The 18,551-nt window shown below is 44.8% G+C and carries 16 protein-coding genes; 2 read left to right on the top strand and 14 right to left on the bottom strand.

All coding sequences use genetic code 11. From position 1 onward, the window contains the following. Positions 1-58: 58 nt before the first annotated feature. From GPK58_RS13310 to GPK58_RS04650, 10 genes are all read right to left on the bottom strand, one after another. Positions 59-223 (bottom strand): DUF6783 domain-containing protein, encoded by a 165-nt coding sequence (locus GPK58_RS13310; protein ID WP_334300129.1) that lies wholly within the window; start codon positions 221-223, stop codon positions 59-61. 238 nt (positions 224-461) lie between these two features. Further along, the gene (locus GPK58_RS04690) at positions 462-896 is read right to left on the bottom strand and encodes a hypothetical protein (RefSeq protein ID WP_092070216.1); all 435 of its coding nucleotides are present in this window, start codon (positions 894-896) and stop codon (positions 462-464) included. Continuing rightward, on the bottom strand, positions 883-1,674 hold the full coding sequence (locus GPK58_RS04685) for a ParA family protein (RefSeq protein ID WP_215638289.1): 792 nt from the start codon (positions 1,672-1,674) through the stop codon (positions 883-885). The genes GPK58_RS04690 and GPK58_RS04685 overlap by 14 nt, the downstream gene beginning before the upstream one ends. Before the next feature lie 227 nt (positions 1,675-1,901). Further along, entirely contained in the window at positions 1,902-3,077 is a 1,176-nt protein-coding gene (gene mmsB / locus GPK58_RS04680; RefSeq protein ID WP_215638288.1) for a multiple monosaccharide ABC transporter permease, read from the bottom strand. A 4-nt stretch (positions 3,078-3,081) separates the two neighbouring features. Beyond that, positions 3,082-4,620 (bottom strand): multiple monosaccharide ABC transporter ATP-binding protein, encoded by a 1,539-nt coding sequence (gene mmsA / locus GPK58_RS04675; RefSeq protein ID WP_022426669.1) that lies wholly within the window; start codon positions 4,618-4,620, stop codon positions 3,082-3,084. An 85-nt stretch (positions 4,621-4,705) separates the two neighbouring features. Then, a complete protein-coding gene (gene chvE, locus GPK58_RS04670) occupies positions 4,706-5,734 on the bottom strand; it encodes a multiple monosaccharide ABC transporter substrate-binding protein (RefSeq protein WP_227574350.1) in 1,029 nt (342 codons plus the stop codon). Positions 5,735-6,042: 308 nt separating this feature from the next. Continuing rightward, positions 6,043-7,122, bottom strand: a complete 1,080-nt coding sequence (locus GPK58_RS04665; RefSeq protein ID WP_242981972.1) for a sugar ABC transporter substrate-binding protein — start codon at positions 7,120-7,122, stop codon at positions 6,043-6,045. Positions 7,123-7,127: 5 nt separating this feature from the next. After that, positions 7,128-8,726 carry a response regulator transcription factor gene (locus tag GPK58_RS04660; RefSeq protein WP_144096175.1) on the bottom strand — a complete coding sequence of 533 codons (1,599 nt, stop codon included), beginning with the start codon at positions 8,724-8,726 and terminating at the stop codon, positions 7,128-7,130. Next, positions 8,704-10,212, bottom strand: a complete 1,509-nt coding sequence (locus GPK58_RS04655; RefSeq protein WP_215638287.1) for a sensor histidine kinase — start codon at positions 10,210-10,212, stop codon at positions 8,704-8,706. Before GPK58_RS04655 ends, GPK58_RS04660 begins: the two co-directional genes overlap by 23 nt. After that, positions 10,190-11,218: a sugar ABC transporter substrate-binding protein gene (locus GPK58_RS04650; RefSeq protein ID WP_215638286.1), complete on the bottom strand. Its 1,029-nt coding sequence runs from the start codon at positions 11,216-11,218 to the stop codon at positions 10,190-10,192. Before GPK58_RS04650 ends, GPK58_RS04655 begins: the two co-directional genes overlap by 23 nt. A gap of 141 nt (positions 11,219-11,359) precedes the next feature. Between GPK58_RS04650 and GPK58_RS04645 the strand changes: the two genes are divergently transcribed. Both GPK58_RS04645 and GPK58_RS04640 read left to right on the top strand, forming a co-directional pair. After that, a complete protein-coding gene (locus tag GPK58_RS04645; RefSeq protein ID WP_215638285.1) occupies positions 11,360-11,944 on the top strand; it encodes a TetR/AcrR family transcriptional regulator in 585 nt (194 codons plus the stop codon). A 157-nt stretch (positions 11,945-12,101) separates the two neighbouring features. Then, a complete protein-coding gene (locus tag GPK58_RS04640; RefSeq protein WP_215638284.1) occupies positions 12,102-14,066 on the top strand; it encodes an oleate hydratase in 1,965 nt (654 codons plus the stop codon). A 145-nt stretch (positions 14,067-14,211) separates the two neighbouring features. On the opposite strand, the gene larE is transcribed toward GPK58_RS04640, so the two are convergent. The 4 genes from larE to GPK58_RS04620 all read right to left on the bottom strand — a co-directional run bounded on the left by larE (position 14,212) and on the right by GPK58_RS04620 (position 18,550). Next, a complete protein-coding gene (larE, locus tag GPK58_RS04635; protein WP_215638283.1) occupies positions 14,212-15,039 on the bottom strand; it encodes an ATP-dependent sacrificial sulfur transferase LarE in 828 nt (275 codons plus the stop codon). Positions 15,040-15,296: 257 nt separating this feature from the next. Next, positions 15,297-16,097, bottom strand: coding sequence for an MBL fold metallo-hydrolase (locus tag GPK58_RS04630; RefSeq protein WP_129974597.1), 801 nt, complete (start codon positions 16,095-16,097; stop codon positions 15,297-15,299). 394 nt (positions 16,098-16,491) lie between these two features. Next, positions 16,492-16,854, bottom strand: coding sequence for a hypothetical protein (locus tag GPK58_RS04625; RefSeq protein WP_330627200.1), 363 nt, complete (start codon positions 16,852-16,854; stop codon positions 16,492-16,494). A 91-nt stretch (positions 16,855-16,945) separates the two neighbouring features. Next, the gene (locus tag GPK58_RS04620; protein ID WP_215638282.1) at positions 16,946-18,550 is read right to left on the bottom strand and encodes a xylulokinase; all 1,605 of its coding nucleotides are present in this window, start codon (positions 18,548-18,550) and stop codon (positions 16,946-16,948) included. Position 18,551: the final 1 nt, after the last annotated feature.

The raw sequence follows: 18,551 nt of genomic DNA, 5'->3' as shown, positions 1-18,551 counted from the left end.
GCACTCCAAATATCAAAACATTACAGAATGTAACATAAAGAATCATCTACAAAATGTTCTATCTAAATGGCATTGGCCCGAAGACCCTCCTAGCGTTGGGACGAAAAATGCTTTCGGCAAGATGTGCGTCACAAACTGTGGAAAATCTGTTTCGGATGAGGGCGGCGTAGCGGGCTACGCCAACTGAATTCGGGACAGATTTTCCGCAGTTTGGGGCGTGCAGCTTGTCGGAATGATTTTTCGTCCCAACGCTAAAGCTCCCACCCTCTTGGGCACGCCTGGTGTTTCATGCCGGAACGGGTTGAATGTTGACTGGTTGCAGACGGACGTGGGAGGCGCTTCGCTGTCCCACTGGATGTAGCAATATATAAAAACTGCCGCAAACGCTGTGTCTGGATTATGGCACAGAGTCTGCGACAGTTTTTTTAATGAACTTTGTGAATATTCCTTCTGTATTACAATTACAGCAGATAAACCGGAAGTTCATCCTTGATTCCTACCGGCTGGTTGTTGTCCGGCTCGTCTTTCTTTGGGGTGAGGAACTTGGCCTGAAGTTCATCGGCGTTTCCTCCACTGATCACATTCTGAGCTACAGTTCCTGTTGTGGTTTCTGCGGCGGCTGTTTTCTTAGCTGCAGTTTTTCGTGTTGTCGTCTTTCTGGTGGTGGTTTTCTTTGCTGTTGTTTTTGTTGTGGCTGCTTTCCTTGCTGTGGTCTTCTTTGCCGGAGCCTTCGCTGTGGTTTTCTTTTCGACTGTTTTTTCAGCAGCTTTCTCTCCTGTTTCTGTCTTTACTTCTGTCGGCTTTTCTGTCACTTTTACCTCTGTAACTTTCTCTTCTGTCTTTGCTGTTTTCTCTGCATTTACTGCTCTTGCGATACTTGCTTTACCTACTGACACGATCCATTACCTCCTCTGCCAATGCTATGTATTCTTTTGCGCTGCGGCTGCTTTTTTTGAATTCCACAACCGGCTCGCTGCTGTCCTGTGACCATTCGATAGAGCTGTCCACACGGATAAAGGATTCGAAAAGATAGATTCCTTCCATCTCTTTCAAAGTCTCCATGGTCTGTTTGAAATAATTCTTTCTGGCATCTGCCTTGGTCACCACGATTCCCAGAACCTGAAGCGCCGGAGCGATCTCACGGACCTCATTCAGAAAATCAAACATATTTGCAAGCCCAAACATGCCCCACGGGCTGGCCTCCACTGGAACCAGAACGTAATCCGATGCACACAGGATATTCATCACCCAGCCGCCAAGAGTCGGCGGTGCATCGATGAGAATGTAATCGTACACCCCGGAATCCTTGATCTTCTGCAGGCATTTCCGCAGGATAAATTCTCTCTGCCATTTCGTAAAAAGCTCATATTCCACGGAACTCATCAGCGTAGACGACGGAACCAGATCCAGATTCTCATACTTCGTATGCACGATAAAATCGCTGAGATCCGACTGATGACCAATGGCATAGTAGAGATTTTTTTCCCCGGCAGCCATCTTCAGAACTTCTTCTTCATCAAAAAATGAAAGGGAAAGATTCAGCTGCATATCGCCGTCCACAAGAAGAACCTTCTTCCCAATACCGGCCAGTGCCGCACCTACATTTGAACAGCTGGTGGACTTTCCGCTGCCGCCCTTATTATTCGCAAAACAAATCGTCACTGTATTTCCCATCACAGCCTCCCGACAACACAAAATCGTAAATCACTAACTTTCCCTTATTATAATATAACGCTCCCCCAAAAACAAGCATATCCCCCATAAAACCACAAAATCTGGCAAAAAACCCTCACATAAAACAACAGCAAAAAAAGAATCTTGTTGCAGAATAATTTCCTATACAAAAAGCAGCAGGCTTCAAATCTTTCCGAAAGCCTGCTGCTAAACTTCATTCATTTTTATTATTTTACGATAAAGGATTTTCTCTTACTTACAACATCGAAGATAACGGCTGCAAGAAGAACCATACCTTTGACAACCTTCTGGATATTCTGGTCAATACCCATGATACTCATACCAAGGTTCAGAACACCCATAAGAAGGGCACCAATGATAACACCGGGAACTGTACCGGTACCACCATAAGCAGAAGCACCACCGATGAAACATGCACCGATCGCATCCATCTCGAAGTTTGTACCTGCCTGTGGGTTGGATGAGTTCAGTCTGGCCATTGTCACCATACCTGCAATAGCTGCCAGAAGGCCCATGTTCAGGTAAGCAAGGAAATAAACCTTGTTTGTGTCAATACCGGAAAGCTTTGTTGCCTTCTCATTACCGCCAACTGCATAAAAATAACGACCTGTTGTAGTCTTGGAAGCAATGTATGTATAGATTGCGATGATCACTACAACCCAGAGAAGGGAATTCGGGATACCTTTGTACTGAGCAAGTCTGAACATGAATGCAAGAACAACTACACAGATCAGAACCATCTTCACTGCAACACCACCGAAAGACTCAACACTGTAGCCTTTTTTTGCACGGTCTGCACGGTTTTTCATAACAAGTGCAACATAGACGATGCAGACAATAATGCCAACTACAAAACATGTTCTGTTAAATCCTTCACCTCCACCAAGGAAGTCCGGAATATAGTTATTGAACAGAGCCAGATAAGCATCCGGCATCGGGGCCAGGGTCTGTCCTTCCAGAACTACGTTGGAAAGGCCACGAAAAGCAAGCATACCTGCCAGAGTAACAATAAATGGAGGAATTCGTACATAAGCGATCCAGAATCCCTGCCATGCACCAATGGCAATACCCACAAGAAGCATCACGATCATAGTGAGATACGGGTTCATACTGTTGAGAACCATCATCTTACCACCGACAGCAGCAACAAAGCATACAACAGAACCAACTGACAGATCGATGTTACCACCTGTTAAAATACAGAACAGCATACCGGTTGCAAGAATAAATACATATGCATTCTGGGCTACCAGGTTATTTACATTCTGCGGAAGAAGCATAACGCCCTTTGTGTTCACAGAAAACATGATCACAACAAATACCAGAACAATGACCATGGTATATTTTTTTAATATTTCTGAAAAACTAATCTTTTTCTCCATCTTCTTACTCTCCTTTACCTGACTTCACGATCCTGGACATGATCAGCTCAGATGTAGCTTCCTCACCACTTACCTCACCTACGAATCTGCCCTCGTTCATGATATAGATTCTGTCTGACATTCCAAGCACTTCCGGAAGCTCAGAAGAGATCATGATCACAGATTTTCCTGCTGCGACCAGGTCATTGATGATACAGTAGATTTCATATTTGGCACCTACGTCAATACCTCTTGTAGGTTCATCCAAGATCAGAATATCCGGCTCTGCAAACATCCATTTTGCAAGAAGGACCTTCTGCTGATTACCACCGCTCAGGTTTCCGACATTCTGCTCAACTGTCGGACACTTGGTTTTCAGTTTCTTCCTGTATTCCTCAGCAACTGCGTATTCTTTATCCGTATCGATCACTTTTCCATTACTGATACCGGACATGTTTGCAAGCGTAGTGTTCATCTTTATGGACTTGGAAAGGATCAATCCGTTTCCTTTTCGATCCTCTGTAACATAGGCGAGCTTGTTGTCAATAGCCTCCTGAACTGTATTCAGCTTCACTTCTTTTCCATTCATGAACACCTGGCCGGAAATCTTAGTTCCGTAGCTTTTGCCAAAAATACTCATGGCCAATTCTGTACGTCCTGCTCCCATCAGTCCTGAAATACCGACAACCTCTCCTTTATGTACTTTAAAGGATACGTTATTTACCACCTTACGTTCTGTATACAGAGGATGGTAAACATTCCAGTTCTTAACTTCCATGGAAACATCGCCGATCTTTACATTTGGACGTTTCGGGAACCGGTCTGTCATCTCACGTCCAACCATTCCCTGAATGATCCTCTGCTCAGAAAAATCGTCTTTCTTTTTATCCAGTGTTTCAATGGTAGATCCATCTCGGATAACTGTGATCTTATCTGCCACATAGGAAATCTCATTTAATTTATGGGAAATGATGATAGAGGTCATTCCCTGCTTCTTGAATTTCAGAAGAAGATCCAGAAGAGCTTTGGAGTCATCTTCGTTCAGTGATGCGGTAGGCTCATCCAAAATGAGCAGCTTTGCATTCTTTGCAAGTGCCTTTGCGATCTCAACCAGCTGCTGTTTACCTACACCGATATCCTTGATCAAAGTTCTGGAGGATTCCTCCAGTCCCACTATTTTCAAATATTTATCTGCTTCCCCATAAGTTTCATTCCAGTTAATGGAAAAGCTCCTGCCTCTTTCATTGCCCAGGTACATGTTTTCACCGATAGTCATATACGGGATCAGTGCCAGTTCCTGGTGAATGATCACAATTCCTTTATGTTCACTGTCTTTGATGGTGTTAAATTTACAGATCTCACCATCGTAAATAATATTTCCTTCATACGAGCCGTACGGATATATACCACTTAATACATTCATCAATGTAGATTTACCGGCACCGTTCTCACCTACCAGTGCGTGGATCTCGCCTTCCTCAACCTGGAGATTAACGTTGTCCAGTGCCTTTACACCTGGGAAAGTTTTGGTGATATTTTTCATTTCCAGAAGTATCTTAGCCAACTTAATTTCCCTCCCTTTCCACTGTTCATGCAGGCGGTTATATTCCCCGCCTGCATGTGATAAATTTCTTTCTTAAAAATTCTGATTATTTGATCTGATCCTCTGTGTAGTATCCGGAATCGATCAGGATTTCTTTGTAGTTATCTGTTGTAACAACAACCGGGTCGCAAAGGTATGTCGGGATGACACCTGTTCCGTTGTCATAGGATTTTGTATCGTTTACTTCCGGCTCCTCACCTTTCATGATGGAGTCAACCATTTTTACTACTGCAGATGCAAGAGCTCTTGTATCTTTAAATACGGACATTGCCTGTTTTCCAGCTACAAGGTTCTTAACGTTCGGTGTATCACAGTCCTGACCGGTGATGATCGGATATTCTCCTGTGTAGGAAGCTGCCAGTGCATTCTCAACACCAAGTGCCGTGGAATCATTGGAGCAGAGAACTGCGTCAAGATTTGTTCCGTCAGAGTAGTTACCTGCGATGATGGTATCCATTCTGTCCTGTGCTTTTGCACTATCCCAGTTTGCGGTAGCAACCTGCTCGAACTCTGTCTGTCCGGATTTTACTACCAGCTTACCGTCATCGATGTATTTCTGGAGAACATCCATTGCACCACCGAAGAAGAAGTTACAGTTGTTATCACCAGGATCTCCTGTGAACAGCTCGATGTTAAACGGTCCATCCTGATTATCAAGATCCAGTGCGTCTACCAGGTACTCGCCCTGTTTCTGTCCTACTTTGTAGTTATCAAATGTTGCATAATAGGAAACTGCATCAGAATTCATAAGAAGACGGTCATAGGAGATAACCGGAATTCCTTTTTCTTTGGCCTGTTTCAGAGGCTCGCCAAGGCTGCTTCCATCGATGGATGCCACAACCAGAAGGTCGCATCCGTTTGCTACCTGGTTCTCAAGCTGGGAAACCTGTGTGCTTACATCGTTGGATGCATACTGAAGGTCTACCTCATATCCTGCTGCCTCCAGCTCTTTCTTCATGTTCTCGCCATCCTGGTTCCATCTCTGGAGATCCTTGGTCGGCATGGTAACACCGATCAGTTTCTTGTCTGCTGCCTGTGCTGTTGCTGCCGGAACTACCACCATACCAGCTACCATTGTTGCGCAAAGAAGTGCAGATACCATTTTTCTTTTCATTGTAAAATCCTCCGTTTCATTATTTGTTTTTGGAATCACGTTTCCTTTGATGATGTTACTATAGCACAGGACTGTCTGGACATAGTTGGCAATAACAGAGACATTTTTTTGTAAAAGAAAAATGCCCTGCATCAGGCAAGACATTTTTGCACCAAAAATCTGCTATTGATTTTTGTCATAATTGTGTATTATTGCACATATGGCTACACTGCCACATTACTTGCAGAATTTCACCACCACATATATGCCGGTATGCAATCTGTTCTGCATTACTCTGTATCATAATCTGTATTGAGATATACTTCATCCCTTCTGTGGAAACCGCCGTCAATGATCACCTCATCAATATTATCCCTTGTAACGGCAACCGGTTCCAGCACCTTCGCCGGGATATCATAGCTTCCATCGTTCATGGTATCTGTCACATCTGACGGAAGCTTTCCCTCTTCTGCCATCTTCACTGCATATTCAGCTGCCTGGCATGCCAGATCTTCGATAGATTTAAATGCTGTCATGTACTGGGTTCCTTCTACAATACGCTGACATGCAGCCAGATCACCATCCTGGCCTACCACGATCACCTGTCCGGCAAGCTGGTTTTCCGCAAGAACCTGTATCACCTGGCTGGCAATATCATCATTTCCACACATGATTCCCTTTACATCGGGGTACTCTTCCAGTGCCTCCTCCACATAATCTGCTGCCAGCTCCGCGACCCAGCCCTCACAGTTGGCTTCGTAAACCACCTTCAGATCACTGTTTTTCAGAGTGTCTTCAAATCCCTCTTTTACCATGTCCACATTGTTATCTGAAGCAGATCCCTGAACCATAAAAATCTTTCCGCCATTAGGGATCGCTTCCATCATGGACTGTGCCATGACCTCTCCGACTTTCCGGTTATCAAAGGAAATATACATGTCTGTATCCGCATCATTTACCATACGGTCATAGGAGATCACCCTGATTCCTACATTGTGGGCACGCTCCACAGCCTCAGATAATGCCTTGCAGTCTCTGGCAATGATCACGATCACATCCATATGCTTCTTGATAAAATAGTCGATCTGGCTGATCTGCTCTTTTGTATCTGCTCCCGCATCCTGAACATTCACTTCCGCTCCCAATTCCCTTGCGGTTGCCACGAATGCATCCCTGTCACGAATCCACCTCTCAATAACAAAGGAATCCACTGTAAGACCGATCTGAATTTTCTTTTCACCACTGTCTTCCTCTGTATCGTTTTCCTGTGCAGCTGTCTGCTTTGTTTTTTCGGAAGCGCAGCCATTCAGCATCAATGTCAACAGACACAGCAAGATCAACAGCTTCCTGATCATTTTCCCCCCGCTCATATTGTCTACCTCAACCTCTCTCTGAATTCACTTGGTGTCACGCCTTCGTATTTTTTGAATATCCTGCTGAAATAATTGGGGTCGCTGTATCCGGATTCCGCACAGATCTCCTTGATGGAAAGCCCTGAATCCTTGAGAAGTTCTCTTGCATTGCGAAGCCGCACTTCTGTAAGATACTCGATAAAATTTCCTCCGGTCTCCTGCTTAAAAAGCTTGCTGAAATAATAAGGGCTGATATCCACCTCCCGTGACACCTCATCCAGTGAAATATCTTTTTTGTAATTGTCCCGAATATAGGACTTTGCTTTTTCGATAATAGAAACCGCTTCTTTTTCCCTTGCACTTTCCATGTTACTGCAGATTTCTGATGTTTTGCCCAGGAACCATTTTTTCATTCCTTCTATATCTGTATATTCCTGGATCTCATGAATATAATTTCTGCGGCAGCTGATCGCATATTTCACGGTACCTGCAAAAAAGGCCTTTTTTTCCACTCCCATCACAAGCTCCAGGATCTTGATGCGCATGTCCTCCAGATCTACTCCCGGCTGCTTCTCCATCCACCGGATAAATTCCTCGGCACAGCTTAAAGCTCCTGCCACATCCTTATCCATCACCCGCTTTTCATAGCGACGTTCCAGATCTCTTGGATATTCGCCGTCATATTTCTGTGCAGCCGGAACATCCTCAATATGTATCACATGGCTGGTGCTTTCCCGAAGTGCGATCATAGCCTCCTTGAAGGATTCTTTCATGGTGCTTCCCATCTCCTTCACCCGGCCGATACCACAGCGAAATTTACTGTCGATCCTGCTTTCCAGCTTATGTACCATGTTTCTGGTTCTTGTTACAACCTCCACACGTTCCTCATAGGACTCCCTGGAATTACGGTACGGAACAAGCAGTACAATACGGTTTCCCATAATGGGTCCTACCAGACATTCAAAAAATCCTTGAGCGATTTCCCGGAATGTGGAATAAAATTTGTTTGCCTTCACACTGGCCCCCACCGCATTGGTAAGAACGCCATTTTCCGTGGAATCCCCGAATTCAGCCACGATCATATATCCATATTCTTCCCGGATATCCAGAAGCTCCCTGTAATTATCCTGATATGTCTGAAAATCATCCTGCAGAAGAATATTATTGATATATCCGCTTTCGATCATGGGCACAACTGTCTCCAGTTTTTCACGGATACGGAGATCATCGCTTCGCTTCTGTCTTGTGGAATCTACCTTTTCCATAGCTTTGGAGCATATTTCCAGAATCACCTTTTTGTTTACCGGCTTGGTAAGAAATTCCATAACTCCAAGATTTACCGCTTCCTTGGCATAATTAAATTTATCATAGGCTGTAATGATCACAAAGACCACAGATCTGTTAAATTTCTGAATTTCCCGGATTGCCTGGATTCCACTTAAGCCCGGCATCTGAATGTCCATAAAGCAGATATCCGGCGGATATTTCTCCGCCTCCTCCACAACCACACGGCCTGTCTTGGCTGTATGGATCTCACATTCATTTCCATAGTTGGAACTTATAATATTTTTCAGGGATTCCAGCATGATCCCCTCATCATCAGCAATCAGGATTCTGTACATTTTTTTCGCTCCTCTCCAGAGGAATATTGATCACTACCTCTGTTCCCATTCCTTCACCTTCACTGTATATTTCCATTAATCCGTCCCGCTCATAATACAGTTCCAGACGGCTGATCACATTATTCATTCCGATTCCCGTGGAATCACCCTCGCCTGAACTGCTGTGGACTTTTTTTGACAGTACTCTTTGTATCTGTTCTCCGGTCATGCCCAGTCCGTTATCCCGAACACTGATCTCAATATGGTCGTTCCATTTCTCCACACTGAGATCAATATGTCCTTCCCAATCTATATTCCGGATTCCATGATTGACTGCGTTTTCCACAACCGGCTGCAGGATCATACTGGGAACACGTACATTTTCCACATCACATTCCACTTTTTTTGAAAAATGGATGTCCCCGGCAAACCGTACATTCAGAATATAAATGTAATTGTCCACAGCCTCCAGTTCTTCCTCCAGTGTGGCATCTTCCTCACCCTTCTTTACATTGTAGCGAAAAAAATCTGCCATCTTTTCCACAAAGATACTGGTTTTTTCTGCATCCTCCATCATTGCAAGCTGTACTCCTGCATTCAGGGAATTAAAAAGGAAATGCGGGTTGATCTGAGACTGGAGATACTTAAGCTGTGCCTCCTTGAGATGTGTTTCCATCAAAAGCTCCCTCTCTATCATCTGCTGTTCTTTTTCCATGCTAGCCTTTGTCCTGGCAATGTAAAGACCAAGATTATCCACCATGGTATTAAAGGCTCTTGTTACCATTCCAAGCTCATCCCTGGAATCTGCTGGGGGCATCTTTACATTAAAATTCCCCTGACCTACCAGCTGTGCAGTTTCTGCCATATTAGTCAGCGGCAGGAACATCTCCCTTGTTGCCATGATCAGAAGGAACATTCCACAGATCACCACCAGAAGCATGATCATCATATTACTGATCTCCAGATATCTCATAACCGCCCGGAGAGCTGCATAAGTCTGGGAATTTTCTTTAAAAAGCTGCTTGTTCAGCTCATCCATAGAACTCTGGATATAACTGTAAAGCTCCAGACTTTCATCATATTCCTGCTTATATTTCTCCACATTCCTGCCTCTCTTGGCAGCTACAGTTCCTGCGGTACAGGAAAGATATGATTCCGACATCTTACGTATCTTCTTCTCCAGAAGTTTTACGGAATCATCAATATTCCGTTCATTTAACTTCTCCAGCTCCTGCCTGTATTTCGCCTCATTCTGATAATAATCCATCAGTGCCTGAGAGTTTTTTACCTTCAGATACTGGTACATACTGTCCTGCACATCGTCAAAAACCTGCCCAAGCTCTGTGATCTGGGCATTGCTGGCATACACATCATCCATCTCCTGCATGGAGTTGTTGATCCGCGCATAAAACAGCATGTTGATGCTGAACAGTAAAACTGCCAGCACGCCAACCTCGATCATGATCTTGCTTACAAGAGAAAAGTCACTCCAACGGATCTTTTTCATCTGTGACTGCCTCCCTCCTCATCTTCTCCACTGCTGTTCTGTCAAGAAAATTAATGTCTACGTTGTAGAAAGAATTGGTTCTTCCATCTTCTATATAGCTGGTAACTGCCTCCACACTGTACTGTCCCAGCTGGGTCGTGTCCACATCACAGGTAACTGAAATAACACCTTTTTCAACTGCCGCCAGAATATCCTCAGATGTATAATAACCAATGATCTTCACTTTTCCTGCAAGGTTGAAATCCAGAATTGCCTGTCTTGCACACTCCGTTGTCTCCTCATCCATACACACAAGGATATCCGGAACATTCCGCTTCTGCTGAAAAATATCAGTAACTGCCTCCTCTGTTTCAAAGGTTCCTGTTGACAGAAGATTCCTTCCCTTGATCTCAATATCCTCAGAACCAGCTGCCATCTTCACCGCATTGCTGATCTGAGTGTATATCTGACTTTCGTTCATATCATCAATGTCCCGTTTCTGCAGGATCAGGATCTTCTTCGTGTTCTCATCCACGTATTTGGCAACAATTTCCCCGTAAGCCATGCCAAGCTGATAATCGCTGACTCCCACAAAGCTCTGGCGGCGGCTGTGCACCGCATCACTCATGACTGTAACCACCGGTATTCCGTTTCTTACTGCAGTATCGATTGCTTCTTCCAGACCGGCTTCTCCATTATACTGCAGGATAATACCATCCGCCTTGGCCGCAATGCTCATATTCATATAATCAAGTTTATCATAGGATGTTTCTCTGTCCGGCCCCATGATCTCAATCAGTACATTATTGGGAGCTGCTTTTTTCTTCGCACTGTCATATACTGCCTGCCAGAACTGGGAATCGGGGCTGTCCACGATCATGTCGTACTGGTATTTATATATTTTCTCTTCCTGTTTATCCAACCCTGCTTTTTCACTGATTCCTCTGTAATAGGATTCTCCTGTCACATAAGTAAGTACTATCACGGCAGCAAAGATCAGCAGGATACAAACTGATTTTTTCTTCATAGTACACTCCGTTCTGTTCCGCAAAATATTCCAGATCCAGTTTATCATAATTTCACAGAAAAGTCACTGTTTAACATGGATTTTCTGTGCACTTTCATGTTATATTAATAACTATAACCTTGCCAAAGGAGGCCGCAAGACATGACAAACGCAACCAAGCTTGCCCTGGAAGAATCCCTGAAACATCTGCTTCTTAAGAAGCCTTTAGATAAGATCACCATCAACGACCTGACTACAGACTGCGGGATCAGCCGCATGACTTTTTACTATCATTTCAAGGATATCTATGATCTTGTGGAGTGGTGCTGTCTGGAAGATGCCAGAATTGCCCTTCAGGGCAAAAAAACCTCTTCCACCTGGCATGAAGGGCTTCTGCAGATCTTTGATGCCGTGATGGAAAACAAGCCGTTTATCTTAAATGTATACCGCTGTGTGGGACGGGAACAGATCGAGAATTATCTGTTCCAGCTTACCTGCGATCTTCTTATGGGCGTGGTAACAGAAAAATCAAAAGACATCCCCATCACGGATGAACAGAAAATTTTTATCGCAGATCTGTATAAATACAGCTTTGTAGGGATCATGCTGGACTGGATCAAAAACGGCATGCGCGAAGATTATCGCGAAATCGCAGATGATACCGCAACCGTACTGTACGGAAGCATCGACAACGCCATCCGCAATTTTGCCGCCAGAAACAAAACAGCAGAAATGCATACAGAATAAAAACTTATCAAAACAGACATAATGATAAAAAACTGAACACTTTCGGTATTTTGTAAATAGAATCTTTTTTCCGGATGGGCTATCATATCCTCAACAGCAACAAAGAACAGTTAATCCGATACAAACAGGTATCTCATTTACGAAAGGTGGATGTCATATGTCAGATAAAAAAGGATTCATGGGACTTGCAGCACTTGCGGCAGCCGGAGCCGGCGCAGCCATGCTGATGAAAAAAACAAGAGAGATCAACGAAGAGGAAACCCTCCATGTGAAAGAAACTACTGCAAACTACCGCAACACCGAGCGTGGAAAGCATGACAAAAACAGCAAAGGGATTTATTATTCCAACGGTAACTACGAAGCCTTTGCCCGTCCGGAAAAACCGGAAGGTGTGGACGACAAGCATGCCTACATTGTAGGAAGCGGTCTTGCTTCCCTGGCTGCTGCATGCTTCCTGGTAAGAGACGCACAGATGCCAGGTGATCATATCCACATCCTGGAAGCCATGGATATTGCCGGCGGTGCCTGCGATGGAATCTTTGATCCGTCCAGAGGCTATATCATGCGTGGCGGTCGTGAGATGGAAAACCATTTCGAGTGCCTGTGGGATCTTTTCCGCAGTATTCCTTCTCTTGAAAAACCGGGTGCTTCTGTTCTGGACGAATTCTACTGGCTGAACAAGCACGACCCGAACTATTCTCTCTGCCGTGCAACCGTCAACCGTGGACAGGATGCACATACCGACGGAAAATTTAACCTGAGCCAGAAGGGCTGCATGGAGATCATGAAGCTGTTTATGACAAAGGATGAGGATCTTTACGATAAAACCATCGAAGATGTATTTGATGATGAAGTGTTTGATTCCACCTTCTGGCTGTACTGGAGGACCATGTTCGCATTTGAAAACTGGCACAGTGCTCTGGAGATGAAGCTTTACTTCCAGCGTTTTATCCACCACATTGCAGGTCTTCCGGATTTCAGCGCCCTGAAATTCACCAAGTACAACCAGTACGAATCCCTGATCCTTCCCATGAAAAAATATCTGGAGGATGCAGGTGTTGACTTCCAGTTTAATACTGAGGTCACAAACGTGATCTTTAATTTTAAAGATGGCAAAAAGATCGCCACTGCTATCGAATGCAAGGTAAAAGATGTGGAGCAGGGCATCCTTCTTACAGAAAATGATTATGTTTTCGTCACTAACGGAAGCTGTACAGAGGGCACGATCTACGGCGACCAGAACCATGCACCAAACGGCGATGCGGAGGTCCGTACCAGTGGCGTTTGGTCTCTGTGGAAAAATATCGCAGCTCAGGATCCGTCATTCGGACATCCGGAGAAATTCTGCTCAGACATTTCCAGAACAAACTGGGAATCCGCTACTGTCACCACTTTGGATGACCGTATTATCCCTTATATCACCAATATCTGCCAGCGTGACCCACGTACCGGCAAGGTTGTTACCGGTGGTATCGTAAGCTGCCAGGATTCCAAATGGCTCTTAAGCTGGACCATCAACCGTCAGGGACAGTTCAGGGAACAAGATCCGAAGAAGGTCTGTGTATGGGTTTACGGATTGTTCACCGATGTTCCCGGTGATTATATCAAGAAGCCGATGAAGGATTGTACCGGTAAGGAAATTACCGCCGAGTGGCTGTACCACCTGGGTGTTCCGGTAGATCAGATCGACGATATGGCAGAAAACAGCGCTGTCTGCGTTCCGACCATGATGCCGTACATCACCGCCTTCTTCATGCCGCGTACCAAAGGTGACCGCCCGGATGTTATCCCGGATGGCTGTGTAAACTTTGCATTCCTGGGCCAGTTCGCGGAAACTCCTCGTGATACCGTATTCACAACAGAATATTCCGTACGTACTGCAATGGAGGCTGTATACGGACTTTTCGGTGTAGACCGTGGGGTTCCGGAAGTATGGGGAAGCGTTTACGATATCCGTGAGCTTCTGGACAGCAGTGTGAAGCTGATGGACGGAAAATCCCCGCTGGAGATCCAGCTGCCAGGGCCGCTGAATGCACTGAAGAAACCACTTCTGAATGTTGTGAAGGGTACTGTGATTGAGAAAGTACTGCGGGATCATGATGTGCTGAAAGATTATATGTAAGATATACAGCCTGCCAGGCAGATATTCTCAATCCGAAAATTAAGATTTGAAAACAGTAACAGAGCCTCCGATTCTATTCGTGCAGCAATCCCCCGGAAATACTTCTCGCGCGGTATTTCCGGGGGATTATTTTATTTTCTGATACTTATTTTCCCAGTGTTTCATTCATACTTCCGGAACGGAAGCCCTGAAGATCCAGAGTCACGTAAGAAAATCCCAATGTGCGGAATTTCTCTGTGATCTTTGTTCTTGTTTCATTATCTGCAATTTTCAGGATCTCTTCTTCCGGAACCTCGATCCTTGCCATGGTACCGTGGATGCGAACACGGAACTGATGGAATCCCAGATCCATCAGAAACTGCTCGGCCTGATCTACCATGTGAAGCTTCTCCTCGGTAATGGTCTCACCGTATACAAATCTGGAAGCAAGACAGGCAAAAGATGGCTTGTTCCAGGTTGGAAGATTCATGTCTTTTGATAGCTCCCGGATCTCTTCTTTATAGAGGCCTGCTTCCTGGAGCGGACTGCGGACCCCAAGCTCCTGGATAGCCCTTTTTCCCGGACGGTAGTCGCCCAGATCATCCATGTTGGAGCCTTCCACGATCATGTTCATATGGCGCGCCTTTACAGCTTCCCAAAGTCTGGTAAAGATGGCTTTTTTGCAGATATAGCAGCGGTCCGGCGGATTCTGACGGAACCCCGGGATGTCGAATTCGTTGATCTTGCATATCTCCTGGCAAATGTGATTTTCCTGGCAGAAATCTTGCGTTTCTTTCAGTTCTCTGTCGGTGAAAGAGCATGGACATGCGGTAATGGCCATAGCTTTGTCACCAAGTGTTTCCTGTGCAGCTTTCAGCAAAAATGTGGAGTCCACTCCACCGGAAAAAGCTACGGCTACACTTCCCAGAGAACGGAGGATTTCCTGGAGTTTTCTGTATTTTTTTTCAAGTGTGATGTTATCTATTGCTGGCATATGTTCTGTCACCTCGTAATTTGTAAAATCTTATTTTTGCCGGATCCGAATCTGTAATTTTCAGATCTGTTCTTATTGACATGCTCTTGCAATGCTATGTGTGTATTCTTTATTGTAAACGATACCTTTTTGCCATACAAGTATTTTTCTACCTGACAGATGTACTATGAAATTTATTAGTATCCTCTCTGTTTCCAAATATAATAAGACCGGAAATACAGCATATGCCATACTTCCAGTCTTTCTTTTTACAGTTATTACATTTCGATCACATCAAGATCATCCGGAACAAACAGATTTCCGTGATAATACTCTCTGCCTTCTGCTCCGTAAAGCTCTTTACGTTTCTTAATGTTCTTATCCTCTGTGTGATACAGGACAAGATTCTTAACTCCAAGGTTCTCAGCCAGCTCACTGGCATCCTTAACTGTGGAGTGATGCTTCTCATATGGATTGAAGATATCACGCTGTCCATACAGACAGAATGCTTCGTGGAACATCCAGTCGCTGCCTTTTGCGTATTTCTCTTCACATTCATTGTATGGCTCGTCTCCGCAGCAGGTAAGCACCTTACCGCCGTCGTAGATCATCTGGAAACCGAACTGTTTCGCCTTGGTGGAACCGATATCAAAGAAGGTCACTTTCTTATTAAGAATTGTTTTTTTCTCGCCGTCTTTTACCTCGATCAGATGAAGTCTGTCACCGATGTACTGTGTCTCCTTCTTATTCAGAAGCTTAAATGCCATGTCTTTGAGAAGTCCGATCACTTCATCATGAGCATAGATGTTTGCCTCGCCCTGATAAGTGCCTTTTTTCATGTTCTGGCAAATGATGCGGATCACCCACACGATCCCCATGATATGGTCTACGTGCTTATGTGTAACAAAGATCTCATGAACATCCATCAGATCAACGCCTGCCTTCTTCAGCTGGGAAAGCACTGTATTTCCGCCGCCTCCGTCAACCAGAAAATGGCCGTACTCATCGCTGAGCACGAAACATGTATTGTAGCACTCTGTTACCAGTGCGTTACCTGTTCCAAGCATGGTTAATTTCATTCTGTTCTCCTCCTGTATAGCCCTGGTCATCAAACATTCAGCCACCCACCATTCTGCTCTCTGACACTCTGACCGGCTGTCTCTGGTCATATTACAGACAAATATACAACCGTTTAATTTTTTGTTTTCTTATTTTTTCTGTGTTTTTCGTGTCCAATGATAACATTATGAAGAAATATTTTCAATAAGATCCATTCATTTTCATAGCAGAAAAATCAATCCACAAATCTTCATATATTCCTGTTTTCACAGAATCCAGTCCGGTGCTCCCTTGCATCCTCTGTCATCCAGTTTATCTGCATCGCAGATAACAGAAATATATAATATATGGATCCTGTACAAAAACAGGAGCAGTCACATGGCGTACCATGTCTGCTCCTGTTTTATATTTTTGTTATTCCAGCATCTCTATCTCTGTCTCAAAATACTGCTCCTGAAACTGAACCTGTTCCATGATCTCCTGTGCTGTCATAGTCATATCTTCCGGCACTGCCACCCATTTGTCTTCCACATCATTGAGACGATGGATGATGGCAATCACTTTTCCTGTAAATTCTTTTACCGGGTGATCGATTCCCAGAACGTAAACGTCCTGTTCCTCACCGTCCGGAGCGATGATTCCTTCGATGTAGCCGCAATTTACCGGATAAAAAAGCTCTTTGTGTTCCGGATGATAACTGTTCATTGGACGGTCGATCATGATATGTACAAGCTGGCCTGGAGTCGGTTTCTTCTTTTCATAAATCATCTGCTTCATTTATATTCCTCTTTAAGCACATACAATAAATTAACAGATTTTTCTATTATGCCAGTAAATCGAAGATTTTTATTTCAATCCGTTCTTCGTTTTACCATATCTCAGACTCTACAGCCGCACGCTCAATGCCAAGACCTTTCATATACCGATCCATAAATGCGTTGAATCCTTTCACACCTTCAGCTTCCGGCGCAAGTGTACTGCCTTCGTTTCCTTTGAAGACATTCTCATCCAGGAAGTCTGCAAGGTCTTCACCATCTTTTTTGTTGATCAGATAGGAAGCCAGAAGTGCGATTCCCCAGGCTCCGCCTTCTCCTGCTGTGGACATTACAGATACCGGTGCATCTACCGCATCTGCAAGAATCTGCTGGCCGACACCCTTTGTCTTAAAGAGGCCGCCGTGGCCCAGAAGCTTATCGATCTTTACATGCTCCTGATTCAGAAGGATATCCAGACCTACACGCATGGCGCCGAGGCAGGTGTAAAGATTATTTCGCATAAAGTTTGCCAGTGTAAATTTGCTCTCAGGAGAACGTACAAACAGTGGACGTCCCTCTTCAAAGCCGGTCATATGCTCGCCGGAGAAATAGCAGTAGGAAAGAAGTCCGCCACAGTCCGGGGCGCCTTCCATGGCTTTGTTATAAAGAGTTCCGAACAGTTTGTTCATATCTACTTCCATGCCCATAGCTTCTGCAAATTCCTTAAACACATTTACCCATGCGTTCAGATCCGAAGTACAGTTGTTGGAATGTGCCATGGCAACCGGATCTCCTGCCGGAGTGGTAACCATGTCGATTTCTTTATACGGTTTGGAAAGTGCCTTCTCCAGGACGATCATGGCAAATACAGATGTTCCCGCAGAAACATTTCCGGTACGCCGACGGACACTGTTTGTGGCAACCATACCGGTTCCTGCGTCTCCCTCAGGCGGACACATCGGGATTCCAGCTTTCAGCTTTCCACTTACATCCAGAAGCTTTGCGCCTTCCTCAGTAAGAACTCCTGCATCCTGACCTGCCACCAGAGCTTTCGGCATAATATCGCGAAGCTTCCATGGGAAACCATAAGGTGCAACCAGTTCATCGAACTTCTGAACCATCTCCTCGTTATAGTCCTTCGTTTCACTGTCGATCGGGAACATACCTGCCGCATCACCGATACCAAGCACTCTTTTTCCGGTGAGTTTCCAGTGCACATAGGCTTCCAGAGTGGTGATATAATCGATATCTTTTACATGCTCCTCACCGTTAAGGATCGCCTGATACAGGTGTGCGATGCTCCATCTCTGAGGGATATTGTAATGGAAAAGCTCTGCCAGCTTCTCAGAGGCTTCTCCTGTGATGTTGTTTCTCCAGGTACGGAACGGGACCATCAGCTCTCCCTCTTTATTAAACGGCATATAGCCATGCATCATGGCACTGACACCAAACGCACCTACGCTTGTAAGCTCCACTCCATATTTTTTCTGAACATCTTCTGCCATATCCTGGTAACTGCCCTGGAGACCTTTCCAGATCTCCTCCAGGCTGTATGTCCAGATACCATCCACATACTGGTTCTCCCATTCATAGGCTCCGGATGCGATGGGCTGGTTCTTATCGTCCACCAGAACTGCCTTGATCCTTGTGGAACCAAACTCAATACCAAGAGCCGTGCGATTCTCAAGAATTGCTGTTTTTGTCTCATTTAATCCCATT

Source organism: Blautia sp. MCC270 (assembly GCF_018785605.1).
Taxonomy (GTDB): Bacteria; Bacillota; Clostridia; order Lachnospirales; family Lachnospiraceae; genus Blautia_A; species Blautia_A fusiformis.
The sequence above is the reverse complement of the archived record's forward strand: the minus strand, read 5'-3'. Positions and strand labels throughout refer to the sequence as shown.